At 69.9% G+C, this 18,455-nt stretch carries 20 protein-coding genes and 1 tRNA gene; 8 read left to right on the forward strand and 13 right to left on the reverse strand.

Translation table 11 applies throughout. From position 1 onward, the window contains the following. Window positions 1–25: 25 nt before the first annotated feature. Window positions 26–973 (reverse strand): methylenetetrahydrofolate reductase, encoded by a 948-nt coding sequence (gene metF, locus BM360_RS13335; RefSeq protein ID WP_093315374.1) that lies wholly within the window; start codon window positions 971–973, stop codon window positions 26–28. Next, window positions 970–1,932, reverse strand: coding sequence for an ArsR/SmtB family transcription factor (locus tag BM360_RS13340; RefSeq protein WP_093315376.1), 963 nt, complete (start codon window positions 1,930–1,932; stop codon window positions 970–972). The genes metF and BM360_RS13340 overlap by 4 nt, the downstream gene beginning before the upstream one ends. A gap of 114 nt (window positions 1,933–2,046) precedes the next feature. Here BM360_RS13340 and BM360_RS13345 point away from each other — a divergent pair, with 114 nt between their 5' ends. Further along, window positions 2,047–3,162, forward strand: a complete 1,116-nt coding sequence (locus BM360_RS13345; protein ID WP_093315378.1) for an MlaA family lipoprotein — start codon at window positions 2,047–2,049, stop codon at window positions 3,160–3,162. A gap of 2 nt (window positions 3,163–3,164) precedes the next feature. Continuing rightward, entirely contained in the window at window positions 3,165–3,443 is a 279-nt protein-coding gene (locus BM360_RS13350) for a hypothetical protein (RefSeq protein WP_242653477.1), read from the forward strand. A gap of 144 nt (window positions 3,444–3,587) precedes the next feature. Here the strand turns inward: BM360_RS13350 and BM360_RS13355 are convergent, their stop codons facing one another. Genes BM360_RS13355 through alr form a run of 4 tightly spaced genes read right to left on the reverse strand, consistent with a single transcriptional unit; the run spans window position 3,588 to window position 6,748 of the window. Beyond that, entirely contained in the window at window positions 3,588–4,127 is a 540-nt protein-coding gene (locus BM360_RS13355; protein WP_093315382.1) for a peroxiredoxin, read from the reverse strand. Window positions 4,128–4,173: 46 nt separating this feature from the next. After that, window positions 4,174–4,929 (reverse strand): ABC transporter ATP-binding protein, encoded by a 756-nt coding sequence (locus BM360_RS13360; RefSeq protein WP_093315384.1) that lies wholly within the window; start codon window positions 4,927–4,929, stop codon window positions 4,174–4,176. Beyond that, on the reverse strand, window positions 4,929–5,726 hold the full coding sequence (locus BM360_RS13365) for an MlaE family ABC transporter permease (protein ID WP_093316051.1): 798 nt from the start codon (window positions 5,724–5,726) through the stop codon (window positions 4,929–4,931). The genes BM360_RS13360 and BM360_RS13365 overlap by 1 nt, the downstream gene beginning before the upstream one ends. Next, on the reverse strand, window positions 5,726–6,748 hold the full coding sequence (gene alr / locus BM360_RS13370) for an alanine racemase (RefSeq protein WP_093315386.1): 1,023 nt from the start codon (window positions 6,746–6,748) through the stop codon (window positions 5,726–5,728). Before alr ends, BM360_RS13365 begins: the two co-directional genes overlap by 1 nt. A gap of 80 nt (window positions 6,749–6,828) precedes the next feature. On the opposite strand from alr, the gene BM360_RS13375 reads away from it, so the two are divergent. After that, window positions 6,829–7,506, forward strand: a complete 678-nt coding sequence (locus BM360_RS13375) for a GNAT family N-acetyltransferase (protein WP_093315388.1) — start codon at window positions 6,829–6,831, stop codon at window positions 7,504–7,506. A 49-nt stretch (window positions 7,507–7,555) separates the two neighbouring features. Next, window positions 7,556–7,640: transfer RNA gene (locus BM360_RS13380), tRNA-Leu, on the forward strand. A 37-nt stretch (window positions 7,641–7,677) separates the two neighbouring features. Here the strand turns inward: BM360_RS13380 and BM360_RS13385 are convergent. After that, window positions 7,678–8,082: a DUF805 domain-containing protein gene (locus BM360_RS13385; RefSeq protein ID WP_093315390.1), complete on the reverse strand. Its 405-nt coding sequence runs from the start codon at window positions 8,080–8,082 to the stop codon at window positions 7,678–7,680. A gap of 156 nt (window positions 8,083–8,238) precedes the next feature. On the opposite strand from BM360_RS13385, the gene BM360_RS13390 reads away from it, so the two are divergent. Further along, the gene (locus tag BM360_RS13390; protein ID WP_242653478.1) at window positions 8,239–8,547 is read left to right on the forward strand and encodes a hypothetical protein; all 309 of its coding nucleotides are present in this window, start codon (window positions 8,239–8,241) and stop codon (window positions 8,545–8,547) included. 3 nt (window positions 8,548–8,550) lie between these two features. Here BM360_RS13390 and BM360_RS13395 read toward each other — a convergent pair whose 3' ends face one another. The 3 genes from BM360_RS13395 to BM360_RS13405 form a co-directional block, all read right to left on the reverse strand. Further along, the gene (locus tag BM360_RS13395) at window positions 8,551–10,059 is read right to left on the reverse strand and encodes a YifB family Mg chelatase-like AAA ATPase (protein ID WP_093315392.1); all 1,509 of its coding nucleotides are present in this window, start codon (window positions 10,057–10,059) and stop codon (window positions 8,551–8,553) included. Between the two features lie 65 nt (window positions 10,060–10,124). Continuing rightward, window positions 10,125–10,748, reverse strand: coding sequence for a hypothetical protein (locus BM360_RS13400; protein WP_093315394.1), 624 nt, complete (start codon window positions 10,746–10,748; stop codon window positions 10,125–10,127). Window positions 10,749–10,774: 26 nt separating this feature from the next. Continuing rightward, window positions 10,775–11,980, reverse strand: coding sequence for a TIGR04063 family PEP-CTERM/XrtA system glycosyltransferase (locus BM360_RS13405; protein WP_093315396.1), 1,206 nt, complete (start codon window positions 11,978–11,980; stop codon window positions 10,775–10,777). Window positions 11,981–12,164: 184 nt separating this feature from the next. On the opposite strand from BM360_RS13405, the gene BM360_RS13410 reads away from it, so the two are divergent. Beyond that, complete coding sequence (locus tag BM360_RS13410; RefSeq protein ID WP_093315398.1) at window positions 12,165–13,541, forward strand: putative O-glycosylation ligase, exosortase A system-associated; 1,377 nt, start codon at window positions 12,165–12,167, stop codon at window positions 13,539–13,541. A gap of 15 nt (window positions 13,542–13,556) precedes the next feature. Here BM360_RS13410 and BM360_RS13415 read toward each other — a convergent pair whose 3' ends face one another. Continuing rightward, window positions 13,557–14,108, reverse strand: a complete 552-nt coding sequence (locus BM360_RS13415) for a type 1 glutamine amidotransferase domain-containing protein (protein ID WP_093315400.1) — start codon at window positions 14,106–14,108, stop codon at window positions 13,557–13,559. A 136-nt stretch (window positions 14,109–14,244) separates the two neighbouring features. Here BM360_RS13415 and BM360_RS13420 point away from each other — a divergent pair, with 136 nt between their 5' ends. Together BM360_RS13420 and BM360_RS13425 are read left to right on the forward strand one after the other, a co-directional pair. After that, window positions 14,245–15,261: a DNA topoisomerase IB gene (locus BM360_RS13420; protein WP_093315403.1), complete on the forward strand. Its 1,017-nt coding sequence runs from the start codon at window positions 14,245–14,247 to the stop codon at window positions 15,259–15,261. A gap of 1 nt (window position 15,262) precedes the next feature. Further along, window positions 15,263–16,444, forward strand: a complete 1,182-nt coding sequence (locus tag BM360_RS13425) for a mechanosensitive ion channel family protein (RefSeq protein WP_093315405.1) — start codon at window positions 15,263–15,265, stop codon at window positions 16,442–16,444. On the opposite strand, the gene BM360_RS13430 is transcribed toward BM360_RS13425, so the two are convergent. Both BM360_RS13430 and pgmG read right to left on the reverse strand, forming a co-directional pair. After that, window positions 16,432–16,917, reverse strand: coding sequence for a hypothetical protein (locus BM360_RS13430; protein ID WP_093315407.1), 486 nt, complete (start codon window positions 16,915–16,917; stop codon window positions 16,432–16,434). The two genes, BM360_RS13425 and BM360_RS13430, sit on opposite strands and share 13 nt — an antisense overlap. 154 nt (window positions 16,918–17,071) lie before the next feature. Continuing rightward, complete coding sequence (pgmG, locus tag BM360_RS13435; RefSeq protein ID WP_093315410.1) at window positions 17,072–18,454, reverse strand: phosphoglucomutase/phosphomannomutase PgmG; 1,383 nt, start codon at window positions 18,452–18,454, stop codon at window positions 17,072–17,074. Window position 18,455: the final 1 nt, after the last annotated feature.

Below are 18,455 nucleotides of genomic sequence, written 5' to 3' on the forward strand. Positions count from 1 at the left end.
GCGGCGGCGGCAGAGGGGGTGACGCTCACGCCGCCACCTCCAGCGGGGCTGCGGCGCGTACCGGGCGCTTCCCCAGCAGGTGGCAGATGGCATAGGCCAGCTCGGCGCGGTTCAGCGTGTAGAAGTGGAACTGGCGCACGCCCCCGGCATAAAGCTTGCGGCACATCTCCGCTGCCACGGTCGCGGCGACGAGCTGGCGGGTGGCGGGGTGATCGTCCAGCCCCTCGAACAGGCGGTCCATCCACGGCGGGATCGCCGCGCCGCACATGCCGGCGAACTTGCGCGTCTGCGCGACGTTCGAGACGGGCAGGATGCCGGGCACGATATCCGCGGTGATGCCCGCCGCCGCCGCCCGGTCGCGGAAGCGGAAATAAGCGTCGGGCGAGAAGAAGAATTGCGTGATCGCTTGGGCGGCGCCCGCATCCAGCTTGCGCTTGAGGTTGAGCACGTCGGTATCGGCGCAATCCGCCTCCGGGTGCATCTCCGGATAGGCGGCGACCGAAATCTCGAACGGGTGCAGCTTCAGCAGGCCCTCGACCAGCTCGGCGGCGGAGCGGTAGCCGTCGGCATGCGGCTGGAACCGCTCGCCCTCACGCGGCGGATCACCGCGCAGCGCGACGATGTGGCGCACGCCCGCCTGCCAATAGGCATCCGCCACCTCGGCGATCTCGCCCTTGGACGCCTCGACGCAGGTGAGGTGCGCGGCAGCCGGCACGTTCGTCTCGGCGGCGATCCGCGCGACGGTGGCGTGCGTCCGCTCGCGCGTCGAGCCCCCCGCGCCATAGGTGACGGACACGAAGCGGGGGGCGAGCGGCGCAAGCGTTTCCACCGCGCTCCACAGCGTCTCCTCCATCTTCGCCGTCTTGGGCGGGAAGAACTCGAACGAAACCTCCGCGTCGCCGGCGAGATCCGCGTAGAGCGGCGCGTCCAGCGCGCGGCGCGCCTCCTCCAGCTGGGTCAAAGTGAACGTCATGCCGCGATCCTCTCCACGTCCTTCGCGCCGAGCCCACGCGTCGTCTCGCGCGTGGCCAGCCACAGCTTCACCGTCAGTCCACCATCCAGCCGGTCGATCGCGCCGGCCTTGAGCCCGCCCGCCTCGAACCATGCCGTCATCTGTTCGTCGCGAAAGCCGAGCCGGGCATGCGCATCACGCGTGCGCAGCTCCTCCCGGTCGTGCGCGGCGAGATCGACCACCAGCAGCCGCCCGCCGTCGCCGAGCAGCCGCGCCGCTTCCGCCACCGCCGCCGCGGGCTGCTGCGCATAATGCAGCACCTGGTGCAGCACGACCGTGTCGGCGGAGCCGTCTGGCAGCGGCAACGCATGCATGTCGCCCTGCCGCAGCTCCGCGCGGGTGAGGCCCGCGGCGCCGAGCTTCGCGCGGGCGAGGCGCAGCATCTCCGGACTGCGATCGAGGCCGAGCGCACTCGTCGCGTCGCGGCCGAACAGTTCGAGGATGCGGCCGGTGCCGGTGCCGATATCGACCAGGCGGCCAATGCCGCGCCCGGCGAGGATGCGCGCCATCGCCGCCTCCACTTCGCTCTCGCCCACCTGGAGCGATGCAAGCGCGTCGAAATCATCGGCATGCGCGGCGAACCATGCCTCCGCCGCGGCACTGCGATCGGCTCGCACGGCGGCGAGGCGGGCGCGATCGGCCGCGGACCATTCGTCCCCGCCCAGCGCCGCGATGGCCGCCATGGCAGGCGCGAACAGCGCCGGCGCACCCGGCGCAAGGAACACCCAGCTGCCTTCCTTGCGCCGCTCGGCCAGGCCGGCGGCCGTCAGGATCTTGACGTGGCGCGACACGCGCGGCTGGCTCTGCCCCAGCACCTGCGCGAGTTCGCCGACGGACAGCTCCATGGCCGCGATCAGCGCGACGATGCGCAGTCGCGTGGGGTCTGCCAGGGCGCGAAAGATGTCGAGAGCGGGCTGCATGTCAGTTCAAGACATAAAGATATCTTTATATCCCTGCAAGCGACTTGTGCGCTGCAATGCGCCATGGCAAGCGGACAGGCTTGCGAGCGGGGGCTCGACACACAGGACAACTCAATGCGTCTATTCGCCCATGTCGCGGTGATCGCTCTTGCCAGCGCCGCGGTCCCCGCGGCCGCATGGCAGTTGCCGGCGGCGAGCGCCAGCCCGTCCACGCCGCCCCCGGCTGCAGCCGATGGCGGCGCCGCATCGCAGGCGGCAGGCGCCGACCTGACGCCGCCGGAAGCGCCGATCGACGCCGCCACGGCAGACGCCGCCGCAGCCAGCCTGACGGGCGGGGAGGCGCCGCTGGCCGATGCGCCGCGCGATCCGCTGGAAGGCTTCAACCGCGCGGTGTGGGGCTTCAACCAGACGGCAGACCGCTTCGTCGTCAAGCCGGTGACGGTGGTCTATCGCTTCGTCACGCCGCGGCCGGTGCGGCGCGGCGTTTCGCGCATCTTCGCCAACCTGAACGAGCCATGGTCGTTCATCAACAACCTGCTGCAGGGCAAGCCCGGCCGCGCGGTGCAGAATCTCGGCCGCTTCGTCGTCAACACGACGGTGGGGGTCGCCGGCCTCGGCGATCCGGCCAGCGACCTCGGCATCCGCCCGGCGCCGGAGGATTTCGGCCAGACGCTGGCCAGGTGGGGCATCAAGAGCAGCACCTATATCGTGCTGCCGCTGCTCGGGCCCTCCACCATCCGCGACGGCATCGGCTCGGGCGTCGCCATGGTCGCCGACCCGTATAACATCTGCCTGCAACAGTGCACCAACCTGAACCAGATCGAGCGGCTGGGCTTCACCGCGGCGGAGCTGGTGTCGATCCGTTCCGACCTGATCGAGAGCGGGGCAGACACCTTCCTCCAGACCAGCCTCGATCCCTATGCGGCGGCGCGCTCGGCCTATCTGCAGGGCCGCGCCACCGCGATCGCCGATGCCGAAGACGATGCGGGCACGGCGGGAGAGACGCCGGCCAGCCTCGACCCGACCAGTGCCGACGCGCCGCCGCCCGAGACGGGCAGCGATGCCGCGACGACGCCGGCCGGGGATGCTGTCGTGACGACGCCCGCCACCGAGCCGGTCACGCCGCCCGCCGACCCCGCGCCCGCGGACACCGCGACCACGCCGCCGGATACGGCTGCAACCCCGTCGCCGACGCTGGCGTTCAACCTCGCCACCCTCCTGGAAGGATGACCATGAAGATCGCACTCCCCCTGATCCTCGCCGGCGCGCTCGCGCTCGGCGCGTGCAGCGACAAGGCCCAGAACGAGACGAGCGAGGCCGCCTCCGCGGTTGCCGCCGACGTCAATGCGACGGCCGCCGAGGCGGTGGACGACACCAGCGCCGCGCTGGATGCCGCCGGCAACGTGGCGAGCAACGCCGCCGAGGCGACGGGCTCCGCGCTGGACAATGCCGGCGACGCGATCGGCAACGCCGCGGACCGCGCGGGCGACGAGATCCGCAACGAGATGTAAGTCGAGGGGGAGCGGTGACGAGCCGCTCCCTCCCTTTCTTCGTCATGCTGAACTCGTTTCAGCATCCACCGCGCGGCACATCCGGACGCTGCTGGTCTGGCCGCCCGGTAGACTCCGGAACAAGTCGGGGTGACGACGGGGTAATTACCCCCGCGGGTTCGCCGCCATCCACTCCAGCACCTTGTCCGGGCTCGATTCGCCATAAGGGTCGTCGTCAGCGCCCTCGTCGTTGATGCCGGGCTCCTCGAACCAGCCGGTGATGCGGCCATCGTCGACCACCATCGCATAGCGCCAGCTGCGATCGCCGAAGCCGAGATGGTTCTTGTTGATCAGCATGCCCATCCGCCGGGTGAAATCACCCGATCCGTCGGGCAGCAGCTTCACCCGCTCGACGCCGAGATGCTTGCCCCACTGGTACATGACGAAGGCGTCATTGACCGAGATGCAATAAACCTCGTCCGCGCCCGCGGCCTTCAGGTCGGCATAGCTGCGCTCGAACGCCGGGCATTGCTCGGTCGAACAGGTCGGCGTGAAGGCGCCGGGCAGCGAGAAGACGACGACGCGCTTGCCCTTGAACAGCTCGGGCGTGTGGACGTCCTGCCAACGGAAGGGATTGGGGCCATCCACGCTCTCGTCGCGGACGCGGGTTTTCAGGATGACGTTGGGGATTTCGCGGCCGAGCATCGCGACACTCCGTTCGGGTTGAAGGCGGAGCGGAAGAACGTGCGCCTTACTTGATCGGTCCCTCGGCGCGGCCGAGCACGAACTGATCGACGTAAGGATTGCCCGAATCGTACAGCCGGTCGCGCGGGCCCCGCCAGATGATGCGGCCTTGGTAGAGCATCGCCACGCGGTGCGCGATCTTGCGGGCGGACGCCATGTCGTGCGTGATCGTCAGCGCGGTGACGCCGAGATCGTCGACCAGGCTGACGATGAGGTCGTTGATCACGTCGGCGCGGATCGGATCGAGGCCGGTGGTCGGCTCGTCGAAGAAGATGATCTCGGGCCTGGGCGCGATGGCGCGGGCGAGCGCGACGCGCTTCTGCATGCCGCCCGACAGCTCGGACGGGCGCAGGTTGAGGATGCGGCCGTCGAGACCGACGCGCTCCAGATTCTCCTCGGCGATCATCCGCATGCGCGCCGGCTCGCGCATCCGCCCCTGCGTGATGCCGAACGTGACGTTGCGCCAGACGGGCAGCGAATCGAACAAAGCCGAGCCCTGGAACAGCATGCCGAATTTGGTGCGCAGCTTCTCCAGCTGCGCCGGCCGCATCGCGGTGACATCCTCGCCATCGACGAGGATACGGCCCGCATCGGGACGGATCAGGCCGAGGATGCACTTCAGCGTGACCGACTTGCCGCTGCCCGACTGGCCAATGATGGCGAGCGATTCGCCCGGCTCGATCGCGAGGTTGACGCCGTCGAGCACCGCGCGGCCGGCGAAGCTTTTGCGCACGTCCTCCAGCAGGATCTTCTCGCCCGCCATCAGCCGAACGCCGCGATGGTGATGAGCAGGTTGGACAGGATGATCAGCACGAAGGCGGAGACGACCGCATTGGTGGTCGACCGGCCGACGCCCGCGGCACCGCCTGCCGTGCGATAACCGTGATAGCAGCCCATCAGCGCCATGAAGAAGCCGAACACCGCCGCCTTCACCAGCGCCATCTGGAAATCGTCCGCACGCAACACGCGGCGCGTGACCGCGAGATAGTTGGACGCGTTGAAGCCGAGCTTGTGCACCGCCAGCAGATAGCCGCCGAAGATGCCGATGGCGTTGGCGACGAGCACCAGCAGCGGCAGCGCGATCACGCCCGCGAACAGCCGCGGCGACAGCAGGTAGCGGAACGGATCGGTGCGCAGAGTGGTCATCGCGTCGAGCTGCTCGGTCACGCGCATCGTGCCGATCTCGGCGGCCATGGCGGAGGAGACGCGCCCCGCGACCATCAGGCCGACGAGGACGGGCCCGAGCTCGCGCACCATGCCGATCACGACGACCGCGGGCACGGTCGACTGGGCGGAGAAGCGCGATCCGGCGGTGAAGATCTGCTGCGCCAGCGCCGCGCCGGTGAAGATGGCGGTGAGGCCGACGACGGGCAGCGACAGCCAGCCGATATGGCCGAGCTGTTCGAGCAGGCGGCCGGGATAATAAGGCGGGGTGAGCGCACGGCCGATGGTCAGCGCAGCGAAACGGGTGACGCGGCCGATTTCGGCCAGCATCGCCACGATCAGCCCGCCGATTGCGGCAAAGGCAGCGATCACCGCTCTCGGAACAGACCCGGACATCATTCCCACACCCGGCTGTAGCGGCGGCCGAGGCTGGTCAGCAACTCATATTGCGACATGCCCGTCGCCGCGGCGGCAGACGGCAGCGCGAGATCGAGCGTCAGCCAGTCGCCCTCGGCCACGTCCGTGCCGGTCACGTCGACCGCGACGAGATCCATCGACACGCGCCCGACCAGCGGACAGGCGGCCTCTCCCGCCCGCGCGACACCGTGCCCGGCGAAGGCGCGGAAATAGCCGTCGGCATAGCCGATGTTGAGGATGGCGACGGCCATGTCGACGGGCGCGGTGAAGGTCGCGCCATAGCCGACCGTCTCGCCGGCCGGCACGCGGCGGCGCTGCAGCACCTCCGCCTGCGGGCGGACGACCTGCGCGAAGGCGGCGCCCGGCGCGGGCGCGCCGCCATAGAGGGCCAGGCCGGGCCGCACGAGATCGAGCGCATGGCCGAGCAGCGCACCCGCCGAATTGGCGATGCTGCGCCGCCGGGCGGGCACGCGTGCGGCGACCGCGTCGAAGGCGGCGCGCTGGCGGGCGGTGAGCGGATGATCCGGCTCGTCCGCGCAGGCGAAATGGCTCATCAGCGTGTCGATGGGCACGCCATCGAGCAGGCCCGACGTCGCCTCCTCCGGCGTGAGGCCGAGGCGGTTCATGCCGGTATCGACCATCACGTCGCAGGGCCGCCCCGTCTGGCGCCAACGGGCGACCTGTTCCGGCGAATTGAGCACCGGGCGTGCGGGCGAGGCACGTGCTGCGGCCATGTCCGCCCCGCGGACGCCGTGCAGAACGGAAAGCGCAGCACCTTCCGGCAGCGCGCCCAGGCTCTCCACCTCGGCCCAGGTCGCGACGAAGAAGTCACGGCACCCCGCGGCAGCGAGGCGCGCGCTCACCTCGCGCGCGCCGAGGCCATAGCCATCGGCCTTCACGGCCGCGCCGCACGCAGCTTGCGGGCCAAGCGCCGCGACGGCGCGCCAGTTGGCGACCAGCGCGGCGCCGTCGAGTGCGAGGCGGAGGGCGGGCGGCGTCATCCGCGCGGGCGATAGACAAGGCGCGGCGGCGCGTCACCCCCGCTTCCGCGAGGCCGTGCGTGCGGCTAGCCTGCCATGCCATGGACCATCCGCTCGACCGGCCGATCTGGCACGCCCTCGCGACGCACCAGGCGCACCTCGCGATCGGAGGGGAGGCGGCACGCCGCTACCATCCTGATTACGCCATGTTCGCGGCTGCCGCAGATCGCGGCGCGGCGGCGACGGCAGCGCTTGCCGCGCTGATCGCGCCCGGCGATGCGGTGATCCTGATCGAGCGGGAGATGCCCGCGCTGCCCCCCGGCCTCGCCGCAACGACGCGGGCCGGGGTGCAGATGGTGGCGGAGCCTGTCACCGCACCTGATGGCGACGACATCGTGCCGCTCGGCGACGCGGATGCGGCGGAGATGCTGGCCCTCGCCACGCTGACCGCACCCGGCCCCTTTTTTGCGCGCACGCACCAGCTCGGCCGCTTCGTCGGCGTGCGGGATGCGGGCGGGCGGCTGCTGGCGATGGCCGGCGAGCGGCTGCATTTGCCCGGCTGGCGCGAAGTGAGCGGCGTCTGCACGCACCCGGACGCGCGCGGCCAAGGTCTGGCCGCGCGGCTGACCCTTGCCGTGGCGGCGCGGATCCTGCGCGACCGCGAGACGCCGTTCCTCACCTCCTATGCGGACAATGCCAGGGCCATCGCGCTCTACGAGGCGCTCGGCTTTCGCCGGCGCTGCGACCTTGCCGTGGTGCGGCTGGAGCGGCCCGCCTGACGCATCCGCTCTGGACGGCGGCGCGAGCGCATGGCATCGCGTGGGCCACGCGGGCGTGGTGAAATTGGTAGACGCGCCGGACTCAAAATCCGGTTCCGCAAGGAGTGTCGGTTCGAGCCCGACCGCCCGCACCATCGCCCCCTCCTCGACCGGAGGGGGCGTCGCTCACCCTCAGTAAGCGCCGGCGAGGTTGGTCTTCGGATCCGGCCCGAAGCGGTTCGGCCCGCGCGTCCCCTCAAGGCACATGAAGACGAGCACGACGAGCCCGCCGACATAAGGGATCAGGTTCAGCAGCACGAACCAGCCCGATTTGTCCTGATCGTGGAACCGCCGCACCTGCACCGCGATGCCCGGCACGATCACCGCGAGGCCGAACAGCAGCAGCAGCAGGAAGGCCGGCGCGGCGAGGATGCCGTTCGCCGTATCGGACGGCGTCAGGCTGCCCAGCACCATGCCAATGACGGTGATGACGAGGTAGATGGCCAGGATCATCAGCGCGAAGAACCAATATTCCTTGCGCCGGGACCGGCCGTTGAAATCCGCGTAGCGCTTGAGCGGCAGTAGAGCCCATTCCATATCGCAACCCCCTGTTCGGTTCGGGACGGAGGCGGGCAGCCTATGCTTCCCGCGATTCCTTGCAAGCGGGATCGCGCGAAGCCCAGGCGTGGGCCAGCGCAGCACGACGAGCCCCGCGGCGGCTGCGACGGAGGCGGTGCTGGGACAATCTGTCCTATGGCGACGCATCCGCCCGGTGCCTATCTCGCCGCCATGATGGAGACTGCCATGCGCAATCGCGATGCCACCGCCCAGTTCCGGCGCATGATGCTGACCATCGCACTGGCCGGCGTGCTGATGGTGGCGGGCGCGCTGTGGTATCTGTCGCTTTGGGGGCCGCTCAGGCTGCACATGGTGATCGCGACGATCGCCGGCGTGTTCCTCTCGGTCCTGCTTGGTTGCGGCCTGTTCGCGGCCGCCTTCTACAGCGACAAGAGCGGGCACGACGCGCGCGCCCGCGACGCTACGCGCAAGGGCCGGGACTGAGTCTCAGTTGGTCGGTGCGCGCCGCCGATAGCTGAGCGCCTCGGCGACATGGACGCGCCCGACCGACTCGGCCCCCGCCAGATCCGCCAACGTCCGCGAGACGCGCAGCACGCGGTGATAGCCGCGCGCTGACAGCCGCAATTTCTCCGCCGCCTGCGCCAGCAGCAGCCGGCCGGGCTCGTCCGGCGTCGCCACCGTATCGAGCAGGGGGCCGTCCGCCTCGGCATTGGTGCGCACGCTTTCCCCCGCATAGCGCTCCGTCTGCACCGCGCGCGCGGCGGCGACGCGGGCGGCGACCTCGGCCGACCCTTCTGCCGGCGGCGGTAGCGCGAGATCGGCGGCGGAGACGGCGGCGACCTCGACATGCAGGTCGATCCGGTCGAGCAGCGGGCCCGACACCTTGGCCTGATAATCCGCCGCGCATTTCGGCGCGCGTGCGCAGGCGAGTGCGGGATCGCCCAGATGGCCGCAGCGGCAGGGGTTCATCGCCGCGATCAACTGAACCCGCGCAGGAAAGGTGACGTGCGCATTGGCCCGCGCAACCGAGACGCGCCCCGTCTCCAGCGGCTGGCGCAGCGAATCGAGCACCGCGCGCTGGAACTCGGGCAGCTCGTCGAGAAACAGGACGCCGAGATGCGCGAGGCTGACCTCGCCCGGCTTCACGCGCAGGCCGCCGCCGACCAGAGCCGCCATCGATGCGGAGTGATGCGGCGTGCGGAACGGGCGCGCGCGGCTGATCCGCCCGCCCTCCAGCAGCCCCGCGACGCTGGCGATCATCGACACCTCCAGCGCCTCGGCGGGGGTGAGCGGCGGCAGGATGCCCGGCAGGCACGCGGCCATCAGCGACTTGCCGGCGCCGGGCGGCCCGCTCATCAACAGGTTGTGGCCGCCGGCCGCGGCGATCTCCAGCGCGCGCTTGGCGGTTTCCTGGCCCTTGACCTGGCGCAGATCGGGCCCGGCGGGCGCCGCCGCCGCCTCGCCCGCGGGGGCCGGCGGCAGCAGGGTGTCGCCCTTGAGGTGCTGGAGCAGGCCCATCAGGTCGGCGGCGGGGACGACCTCGATCCCGCTCGCCCACGCGGCTTCGGGCCCTTGCGTCGCGGGGCAGATCAGGCCGAGCCCGCGCTCTGCGGCATGCAGCGCGGCAAGCAGCACGCCGGGCGCCGCCTGCACCCGCCCGTCGAGCGCGAGTTCGCCGACGACGAGATAGTCGGCCAGCGCCTCCGCATCGACCACGCCCATTGCGGCCAGCAGGCCGAGCGCCACGGCGAGATCGTAATGCGATCCCTCCTTGGGCAGATCGGCGGGAGAAAGGTTCACGGTGATGCGCTTGGGCGGCAGCGCGAGCCCGATGGCGGAGAGCGCGGCGCGCACCCGCTCGCGGCTCTCGCCCACCGCCTTGTCGGCCAGACCCACCATGACGAAGGCGGGCAGGCCGGCGGCGACATGCACCTGCACCTCGACGCTCCGCGCCTCCAGCCCGAGGAACGCCACCGTCGAGACGTGCGCGACCATGTTCGTGTTATGCCCCCTGCCCCGCCGCGGTGCTTAGGGGCTCGGAGGCGCGACGGGAAGCCCGATCAGGCGGCGCCGCGGGTCAGCGCCTCGCGCAGGCGGGCGTCGGGGCGCGGCGCGGTGCCGCGCTTCACCAGCCCCGCCTCCAGCCGCGCGAGCAGGCCGGCGGCGCTGTCGGGCAGCGGATCGGCGGCGGGCTCGACGAACGGCTTGTCGAGCAGCAGTTCGGACGCGTCGATCGTGACGGGCGCCAGCTGGCGGCGATCCTCGCGCCACGGAATGACGGGGGCCTCGTCGAGCGGCGCGCCGAGATCCTGCGCGGCGAAGATCGGGCGGCGCGGCGGCGCATCGGGATGCGCATCGGCGCGGCGCAGCGTGGGCGCCTCGTCGATGGGCATGGCGACGGTTGCGGCCGGTGCCGCGGCGGGTGCGGGGCGCGGGCGCTCGATCCACCAGAACAGCGCCCACACGGCGCCGCCGCCCGCCAGCGCGGCGGCGAGCATCACCAGCGTGCGCGCGGTGCGGCCGAGCGGCGGTTCCGCCGCACCCAGCAGATCGGGCAGGCCGCTTGCCACCACGGCGCTCTCCAGCCGCCAGTTGGGCATGGCGTAGAGCGCGAAGGCGAGCGCCGCGGCGAAGGCACCGGCCATGATCGGCCCCAGCGGCAGGCGATCCAGCGCGCGCATCATGCCGTTTCTCATCACATCAGCCCCCATCACAAGGTCTTGCCCGTCAGTCGGCCATAAACCGGCGCATAGCGCGCAATGTTCGACGCCCAGTCCCGATCCCGCTCGACGAACGCGCGGGCGTCGGCGCGGCGGCGATCCCACCCGCCGCGATCGGCCAGCAAAGCGGCGAGCGCGGCGGCGAGGGCCGGCGGATCGTCCGGCGGGAACAAGGTGCCCGTTACATTATGCTCGATCAACTCGCGGTGTCCGCCCACGTCCGACGCGGCGACCAGCCGGCGCTGCGCCATCGCCTCCAGCGGCTTGAGCGGCGTCACCAGCTCGGTCAGCCGCATCGCCTTGCGCGGGTAAGCGAGCAGGTCGATCAGGCCGTAATAGCGCTCCACCTCCTGGTGCGGCACGCGGCCGACGAAGACGATGCGATCGGCAACCGGCGAGGCGGTCGCCTGTGCGTGGAGCGCGCGCTCCATCGGACCGCCGCCGACCAGCAGCAGCTTGGCCCGCGGGCGCGCGGCGATCAGCGCGGGCATGGCGGCGATCAGATCGTCCAGTCCTTCATAATCGTAGAAGGAGCCGACGAAGCCGACCACCTCGGCCTCCGCCAGCCCCAGGGACTCGGCCAGCGCTTGGTCGGCCGGCGGCGGATCGCCGAACAGCGACAGGTCGACGCCATTTGGCGAGACGACGATCTTGCCCGGATCGACGCCGCGCGCGACCAGATCGGCGCGCAGGCCCTCGCAGATCACCGCCACCGCATCGGCGCGCTTGGCGGCATAGGTTTCCAGCATGCGCGTCGCCCGGTAGCGCGCCGAGCCTTCGCGATCGGTGCCGTTGCCGACCGCCGCATCCTCCCAGAAGGCGCGGATCTCGTAGACGAGCGGCAGCTTGCGGCGCCTGGCGATCCGCATCGCGGCAAGTGCGGTCAGCACCGGCGAATGGGCGTGCAGCTGATCCGGCTGCCATTGGTCGATCACCTGATCCAGCCGCCGCGCCAGCGCCTCGATCTCGCGCCATTCGCGAATCGGGCTGGGGCTCGGCGGGCACGGCGCGGTGCGGAAGAAGCGCAGGCCGTCGACCATCTCCTCCGCCGCGCCGGTCGGATCGGGCTGGCGGCAGCTGCTGAGCCCCGCCACCTCCCAGCCGCGTGCCGCCTGCGCCTTCAGGATCGCACGCGTGCGGAAGGTATATCCGCTATGCGCGGGCAGCGAATGATCGAGGACGTGGAGAATCCGCATGAGGCAGCTCTATGAAGGCGCGCTGCTTAACGCGACGTCAACTCGGGCGCGTCTAGGCGGCGACCATGACGGGGGCTGAGCGATGATCGATACATTCTCGCTGGCGCTCAGCCACGCCTTGCTCGCGATCCTGGCATGGCGGCTTCTGCGCCGCCCCGATCTCGACCGCGAGGAGCCCTGATCGATGCGCGATCTCGCCCTCGTCGGCTTCCTGCTCATGCTGTTCGGCCTGGGCTTCCGCCGGCCGTTCCTCTTCGTCATCGCCTATGTTTATATCGACATCGTCTCGCCGCAGCGATTGACCTACTTCCTGCTCAACGCGGTGCCCGTGTCGCTCATCGCGGCGGCGCTGGCGGTCGGCGGCTGGGCGGTGAGCGACGACAAGAGCGGTACGCGGTTCAGCATGCGGCAGGTGCTGCTGGTGCTGCTGCTCGCCTGGTGCAGCTGGACGACGATCAACGCCGACCTGCCCGATGCCGCACCCGAAAAGTGGGAGTGGGTGTGGAAGGCGCTGGCCTTCGCCATCTTCCTGCCGCTGACGCTGCGCACCCGCGTGCGGATGGAGGGGCTGGCGCTGGCGATGGTCTTCTCCGCCTCGTCGATCATCGTCGTCGGCGGCGTGAAGACGCTGGCGTCGGGCGGCGGCTACGGCTCGCTCAACCTGATGGTCGACAATAATAGCGGCCTCTACGAAGGATCGATCATCTCGGCGGTGGCGGTCGCGATCATCCCGCTGATCCTGTGGCTGGCGCGCTACGGCACGATCTTCCCGCCGGACTGGCGCGTGCGCACCTATGCCGGCGCGCTGATCTTCTCCTGCCTGCTGATCCCCGTCGGCACGCAGGCGCGCACCGGTCTGATCTGCATCGGCCTGCTTGCCGTATTGATGCTGCGCTCGGTCAAGCGGCGGGTGCTGTACCTGATGCTGCTGGGCGCGGGCGGAATGATCGCGCTGCAATTCCTGCCCGCCGCCTGGTTCAGCCGGATGGACACGATCGCCGGCTACCAGTCAGACCAGTCCGCCTCGACACGCCTCGCCGTGTGGGCATGGACGTGGGACTATGTGAAGGAAAACCCGATGGGCGGCGGGTTCGAGGTGTATCGTCAGAACAAGCTGAAGATCGATCAGGTCGCGACCGAGAAGGTCGGCGGCACCTCGACCACCAGTGCGCGCACCACCTATGATGCCGGCCGCGCCTTCCACTCCAGCTATTTCGAGATGCTGGGCGAGCAGGGTTTCCCCGGCTTCCTGCTGTGGATCGCACTGCACGTAGCGGGCATGTTCCGGATGGAGGTGCTGCGCCGCCGCTATGCCCGGGCGGGGCCCGAAGATGCTTGGATCGCCCCGCTCGCCACCGCGCTGCAGCACGGGCACCTCATCTATCTCGTCGGTGGCGCATTCGTCGGCATCGCCTTCCAGCCGTTCGTCTACATGCTGGTCGCGCTGGAGATCGGCTTCGACAATTACTGCCGGCGGCGCGGCACGGCCGCGGCAAAGGTCGGCTGGGGCCGGCCGGCGGCGGCGCCGTTCGGCGCGCCGCCCGTACCGTCCTCGTCCTGAGCCGGTCGAGGCGGCTCAGTCCTCCTCGACGCCCTGCTCGATCAGGCGAATGAGCGCCTCGTTGAAGGCGGGCACGTCGTCCGGCTTGCGGCTGGTGATGATGTTGCCATCCACCACCACCTGCTCGTCCTCCCACTCGCCGCCCGCATTTTCGAGATCGGTGCGCAGCGACGGCCAGCTCGTCACCGTCCGATCCTCGACCATGTCCGCCTCGACCAGCAGCCACGGCCCATGGCAGATCGCCGCCACCGGCTTGCCCGCATCGTCGAACGCCTGGACCAGCGCGACCGTCGCCTCGTCGGTGCGCAGCTTGTCGGGATTGGCGACCCCGCCGGGGATGACCAGCGCATCATAATCGTCGGCATCGACATCCGCGATCAGCGTGTCGGGCGTGATCGTCCTGCCCTTCTCGTCATGCACCATGCCCTGGATCGGATCGGTCCTGAGGCTGGCAAGGGTGACGTCCGCCCCCGCCTCGCGCAGCCGTTCGAGCGGGCCGAACAGCTCGGCCTGCTCGAACCCGTCGGTAGCGATGATGAGGACGCGCGCGTCGGCGATGGCGGGCATGGGATTAACCTTTCGGGCGCTGGAAGAAGGCCGCATAACCCGCAGCCGACAGGCGCCGTTCCGTGAGCCACCGGAACGAAACGGTGAGGCGTGCCGTTCATCCGTCAGCCCTGCCGCAATCACCTAAGGACCGCGCGTGCCGCCGTCGCTCAGCTTCTCCGATCCCGCCGAGCCCGGCATCACCCGCCGCCTGATCCGCGGCAAGTGGGGCTATTTCGATGCAGGCGGTGAGCGGATCACCGACCGGGACGAGATCGACCGGCTGAACAAGATCGCGCTGCCGCCCGCCTATCGCGACGCGTGGTTCTGCCCCGATCCGCATGGACACATCCAGGCGATCGGCTGGGACGAGAAGGGGCGGAAGCAGTATCGCTATCACCTCGGCTTCCGCGAGGCGCAGGAAGCCGCGAAATATGAGCGGACCGCCGATTTCGGCGACGCGCTACCGAAGCTGCGCCAGCGCGTCGACTGCGATCTGTCGCGCCGCGCGCTCGGCCGCGACACGGTGGTCGCCGCGATCGTCCGCCTGCTCGATCTCGGTCGCGTCCGCGTTGGCAACGATGCTTATGCCAAGGCGAACAAGAGCTTCGGCGCAACGACGCTGCGCGATCGGCATGCCAAATTCTCGAAGGGACGGCTGCACCTCGAATATCTCGGCAAGTCGGGCAAGACGCAGCGGATCACGGTGGAGGACCGGCGTCTCGCCACCATCGTCAAGCGTTGCCAGGATCTGCCGGGCCAGCGCCTGTTCCAATATGTCGACGGTGACGGGCATCGCCACGCCGTCGGCTCGGTCGACGTGAACGATTATATCCGCGACGCGACGGGCACGGATTTCACCGCCAAGCATTTCCGCACCTGGGGGGCCTCGGTCATCGCTTTCGAGACCCTGCTCGCCTCGGGCGATACCAGCTGCTCGCTCAAGGCCATGCTGGAGCCTGTCGCACAGGCGCTGGGCAACACGCCCGCCATCGCGCGCAAATCCTATGTTCACCCGGCGCTGATCGAACTGACCCGCCAGGGCGCCTGCATCGGCGGGCTCAAGCTGCCGCGGGCCACGCGCTGGATGCGTCCGGCCGAGCGCGGGCTGATCGGCTTCCTCCGCGAGGTGGCTGCCGAAAAGGCCGCGGAAGCGGAGCGGAAGGCGGCCTGACATGACGAGCAATGCCAATGCCACGGCCCCCGCCGTGCGCCCCAGCGAGCGCGTCGCCAGTCTGGCGGGGGATATCCGCGATTTGTGGGACCAGAGCGTCGACTGGTTCCTGACCCATTATCTCCAGATCGGCATCGCGCTGGCAGCAGGCGTCGCCATCGTCGCCGCGCTCTACGGGCTGCGCATGATCGGCGCGCGGCTGTGCCGCGAACCGGGCTACACGCATTGGCGAACGATCATCGGCCGCGCCGTTTCCCGCACGCATCTGTGGTTCATGGTCGCGCTGGCCGCCGCGATGGTGTCCGGCATCGCGCAGCCGCCCGCGGGCGTGCAGCAGGTGATCCAGGCCGCCTTCACCATCGCCGCGGCCTTCCAGGCGGCGATCTGGGCGCGCGAGATCGTGCTGGGTGCAGTGGAGCATCGTGCGGGTGGCGATACCGAGCATGGCCGGCTCGGCTCCGCCATGGGCATCATCCGCCTGCTGGTGACGTTCGGCCTGTTCGCCATCGCCATCGTGCTGGTGCTCGACAATCTGGGCGTCAACGTCACCGGCCTGATTGCGGGTCTCGGCATCGGCGGCATCGCCATCGGCCTCGCCGCGCAGGGCATCTTCGCGGACCTGTTCGCGGCGCTGGCGATCATCTTCGACAAGCCGTTCCGCCGCGGCGATTCGGTGCGGTGGGACGGGACCAACGGCTCGGTCGAATCGATCGGCCTCAAGTCCACGCGCGTCCGCTCGATCACGGGCGAGCAGATCATCATCTCGAACAAGAACCTGCTCGACAAGGAACTGCACAACCTCGCCAATCTCGACCGGCGACGGATGAGCTTCGTGCTGAGCCTCACCTACGAGACGCCGGTCGACGTGCTGGAGCGCGTGCCCGCGATGATCCGCGAGATCATCGAGGCGCAGGACAAGTGCAAGCTGGTGCGCTGCGGCCTCACCGCCTTTGCCGGCTCCTCGGTCGACTTCGAGGTGCAGTTCGACGTGATGAGCCAGATCTACGACGAGGTCTACAATGCGCGCAGTGCCGTGGGCCTCGCGATCATGCGCCGGTTCAACGAGGAGGGGATCCCCTTCGCCTATCCGACGCAGACCAACTATACCGCCGCGCCGGACGGCACGATCGTCAACCCCGTTCCGGACACGTCGTCCGGGGTAAGCGCCGGTCAGGCAGCCTGACGGTCCAGCCCCATCCGCGCGACGGCGGCGAGCCACGCATCCATCGTGAACCCCTGGCGATATTCGGCCTGCATCTCGGGGGTCAGCACCTCGATCATCAGGCAGCCTTCGACCCAGAGCTCGATCACGCCGAACACACCGTCCCGCTTGCGATATTTGGCGGGCCAGCCCTCGCGCGCGGCGATCGCCATCACCTCGGCCTCGTTTCTGTCGACGCCCAGCGCGAAATGCGTGGCGCAGTGACGCGAGGTCGGCGCGATCACGCCATGCGCATCGGCATCGCCCGGCGTCTCGTGCAGCTGCGTGCCGCGCGGATATACCTCGACCGCGCTGTTGTGCGCGTCGGGCGCGAGCGCGAGCCAGCTGCCGGGCGTCACCGGCGGGAACGGCGTCGCCACGCCGCCCATCAGCTCGGCCAGCACCTGCGCGACGCGCTGCGGCACGTCCGCCTCGATCGATAGATGGTAGATCATGAAACCGCTCCCCTGCGTCCGATGCGTCGATCCTGACGCATCGGTGGAGCGGCCCTGTGATGCGCGCCACGCACCTGCGACGAGGCGCGGGGCGGAGCGACGAAGGCGGCACCCCGCGCGACGGGGATGCGGCGATCCCCGTCGAGCAGCGGCCTCAGTGGCCCGCCTGCGGCCCGCGCTCGAGCCCGCTGGCGGCGAGCTGCGCGTCGATCTGCGCCATCAGCCGGTCGAGCCCGGCCTGATCCTTCGCCTCGGCGCGCGCCACCAGCACGTCCTGCGTGTTGGACGCGCGCAGCAGCCACCAGCCATCCGCCGTGTTGACGCGCGCGCCGTCGGTGCGGTTCACGTCGGCGCCGTCCGCCTCCAGCCGGTCGAGCACCTCGTCGATCACCGCGAACTTGCGGCTCTCATCGACCTGGAAGCGCATCTCGGGCGTGTTGACCATCGCCGGCATCGCATCCTTCAGTGCCGTGAGCGAGCCGCCGAGCAGCCGCACCGCGCGGATCAGGCGGACGGCGGCATATTGCGCATCGTCAAACCCGTAATAATCATGCGCGAAGAAGATGTGGCCCGACATCTCACCGGCGAGCGGCGCGTTCGTCTCCTTCATCTTGGTCTTGATCAGGCTATGGCCGGTCTTCCACATCAGCGGCGTGCCGCCCAGCTCCGCGATCCGGTCGTAGAGCGCCTGGGATGCCTTCACGTCGGCGATGATCGTCGCGCCAGGCTCCTCGCGCAGCACCGGCTCGGCCAGCACGGCGAGCAGCTGATCGCCCCACACGACGCGGCCCTTGCCGTCCACCGCGCCCAGCCGGTCGCCGTCACCATCGAAGGCGAGGCCGAAATCCAGGCCCTTCTCGGCGACCAGCGCCTTGAGGTCGGCGAGGTTCTTCTCCTCGGTCGGATCGGGATGGTGATTCGGGAAGTTGCCGTCCACTTCCGGGAAGAGCAGATGGTGCTCCCCGGGGATCAGCTTGACGAGCTTCTCGATCACCGGCCCGGCCGCACCGTTGCCGCAGTCCCAGCCAATCTTGAAGTCGCCGCCCGAATAGCCGGCGATCAGCCGCTCGACATAGAGGTCCATGATGTCGGCATCGGTGATGGTGCCGCTGCCCTCTTCCCAGTCCCCCTCGGCTGCGGCGCGGCCGATCCACTGAATGTCCTCGCCGAAAAAGGGCTTGTGCTGGAGCACCATCTTGAAGCCGTTGTAATTGCCCGGATTGTGGCTGCCGGTGATCTGGATGCCGCCATCCACCTCCAGCGTCGCCTCGGCATAATAGAGCATCGGCGTCGGGCCGAGACCGATGCGGACGACGTCCACCCCGCCCTCGGTCAGCCCGCGCAGCAGCTGCGCCTCCAGCGCCTCCGACGACAGCCGGCCGTCGCGCCCCACCGCCACGCGCGTGCCGCCCGCACGGCGCACCCGCGTGGCGAAGCCGCGGCCGATGGCATAGGCATCCGCTTCGCCCAGCGTCTGCCCGACGATCCCGCGAATATCATATTCGCGCAGCGAGGTCGGGTCGAAGCGGTGCGTCATG

The organism is Sphingomonas jatrophae, assembly GCF_900113315.1.
In the GTDB taxonomy this organism is placed as follows: Bacteria; Pseudomonadota; Alphaproteobacteria; order Sphingomonadales; family Sphingomonadaceae; genus Sphingomonas_P; species Sphingomonas_P jatrophae.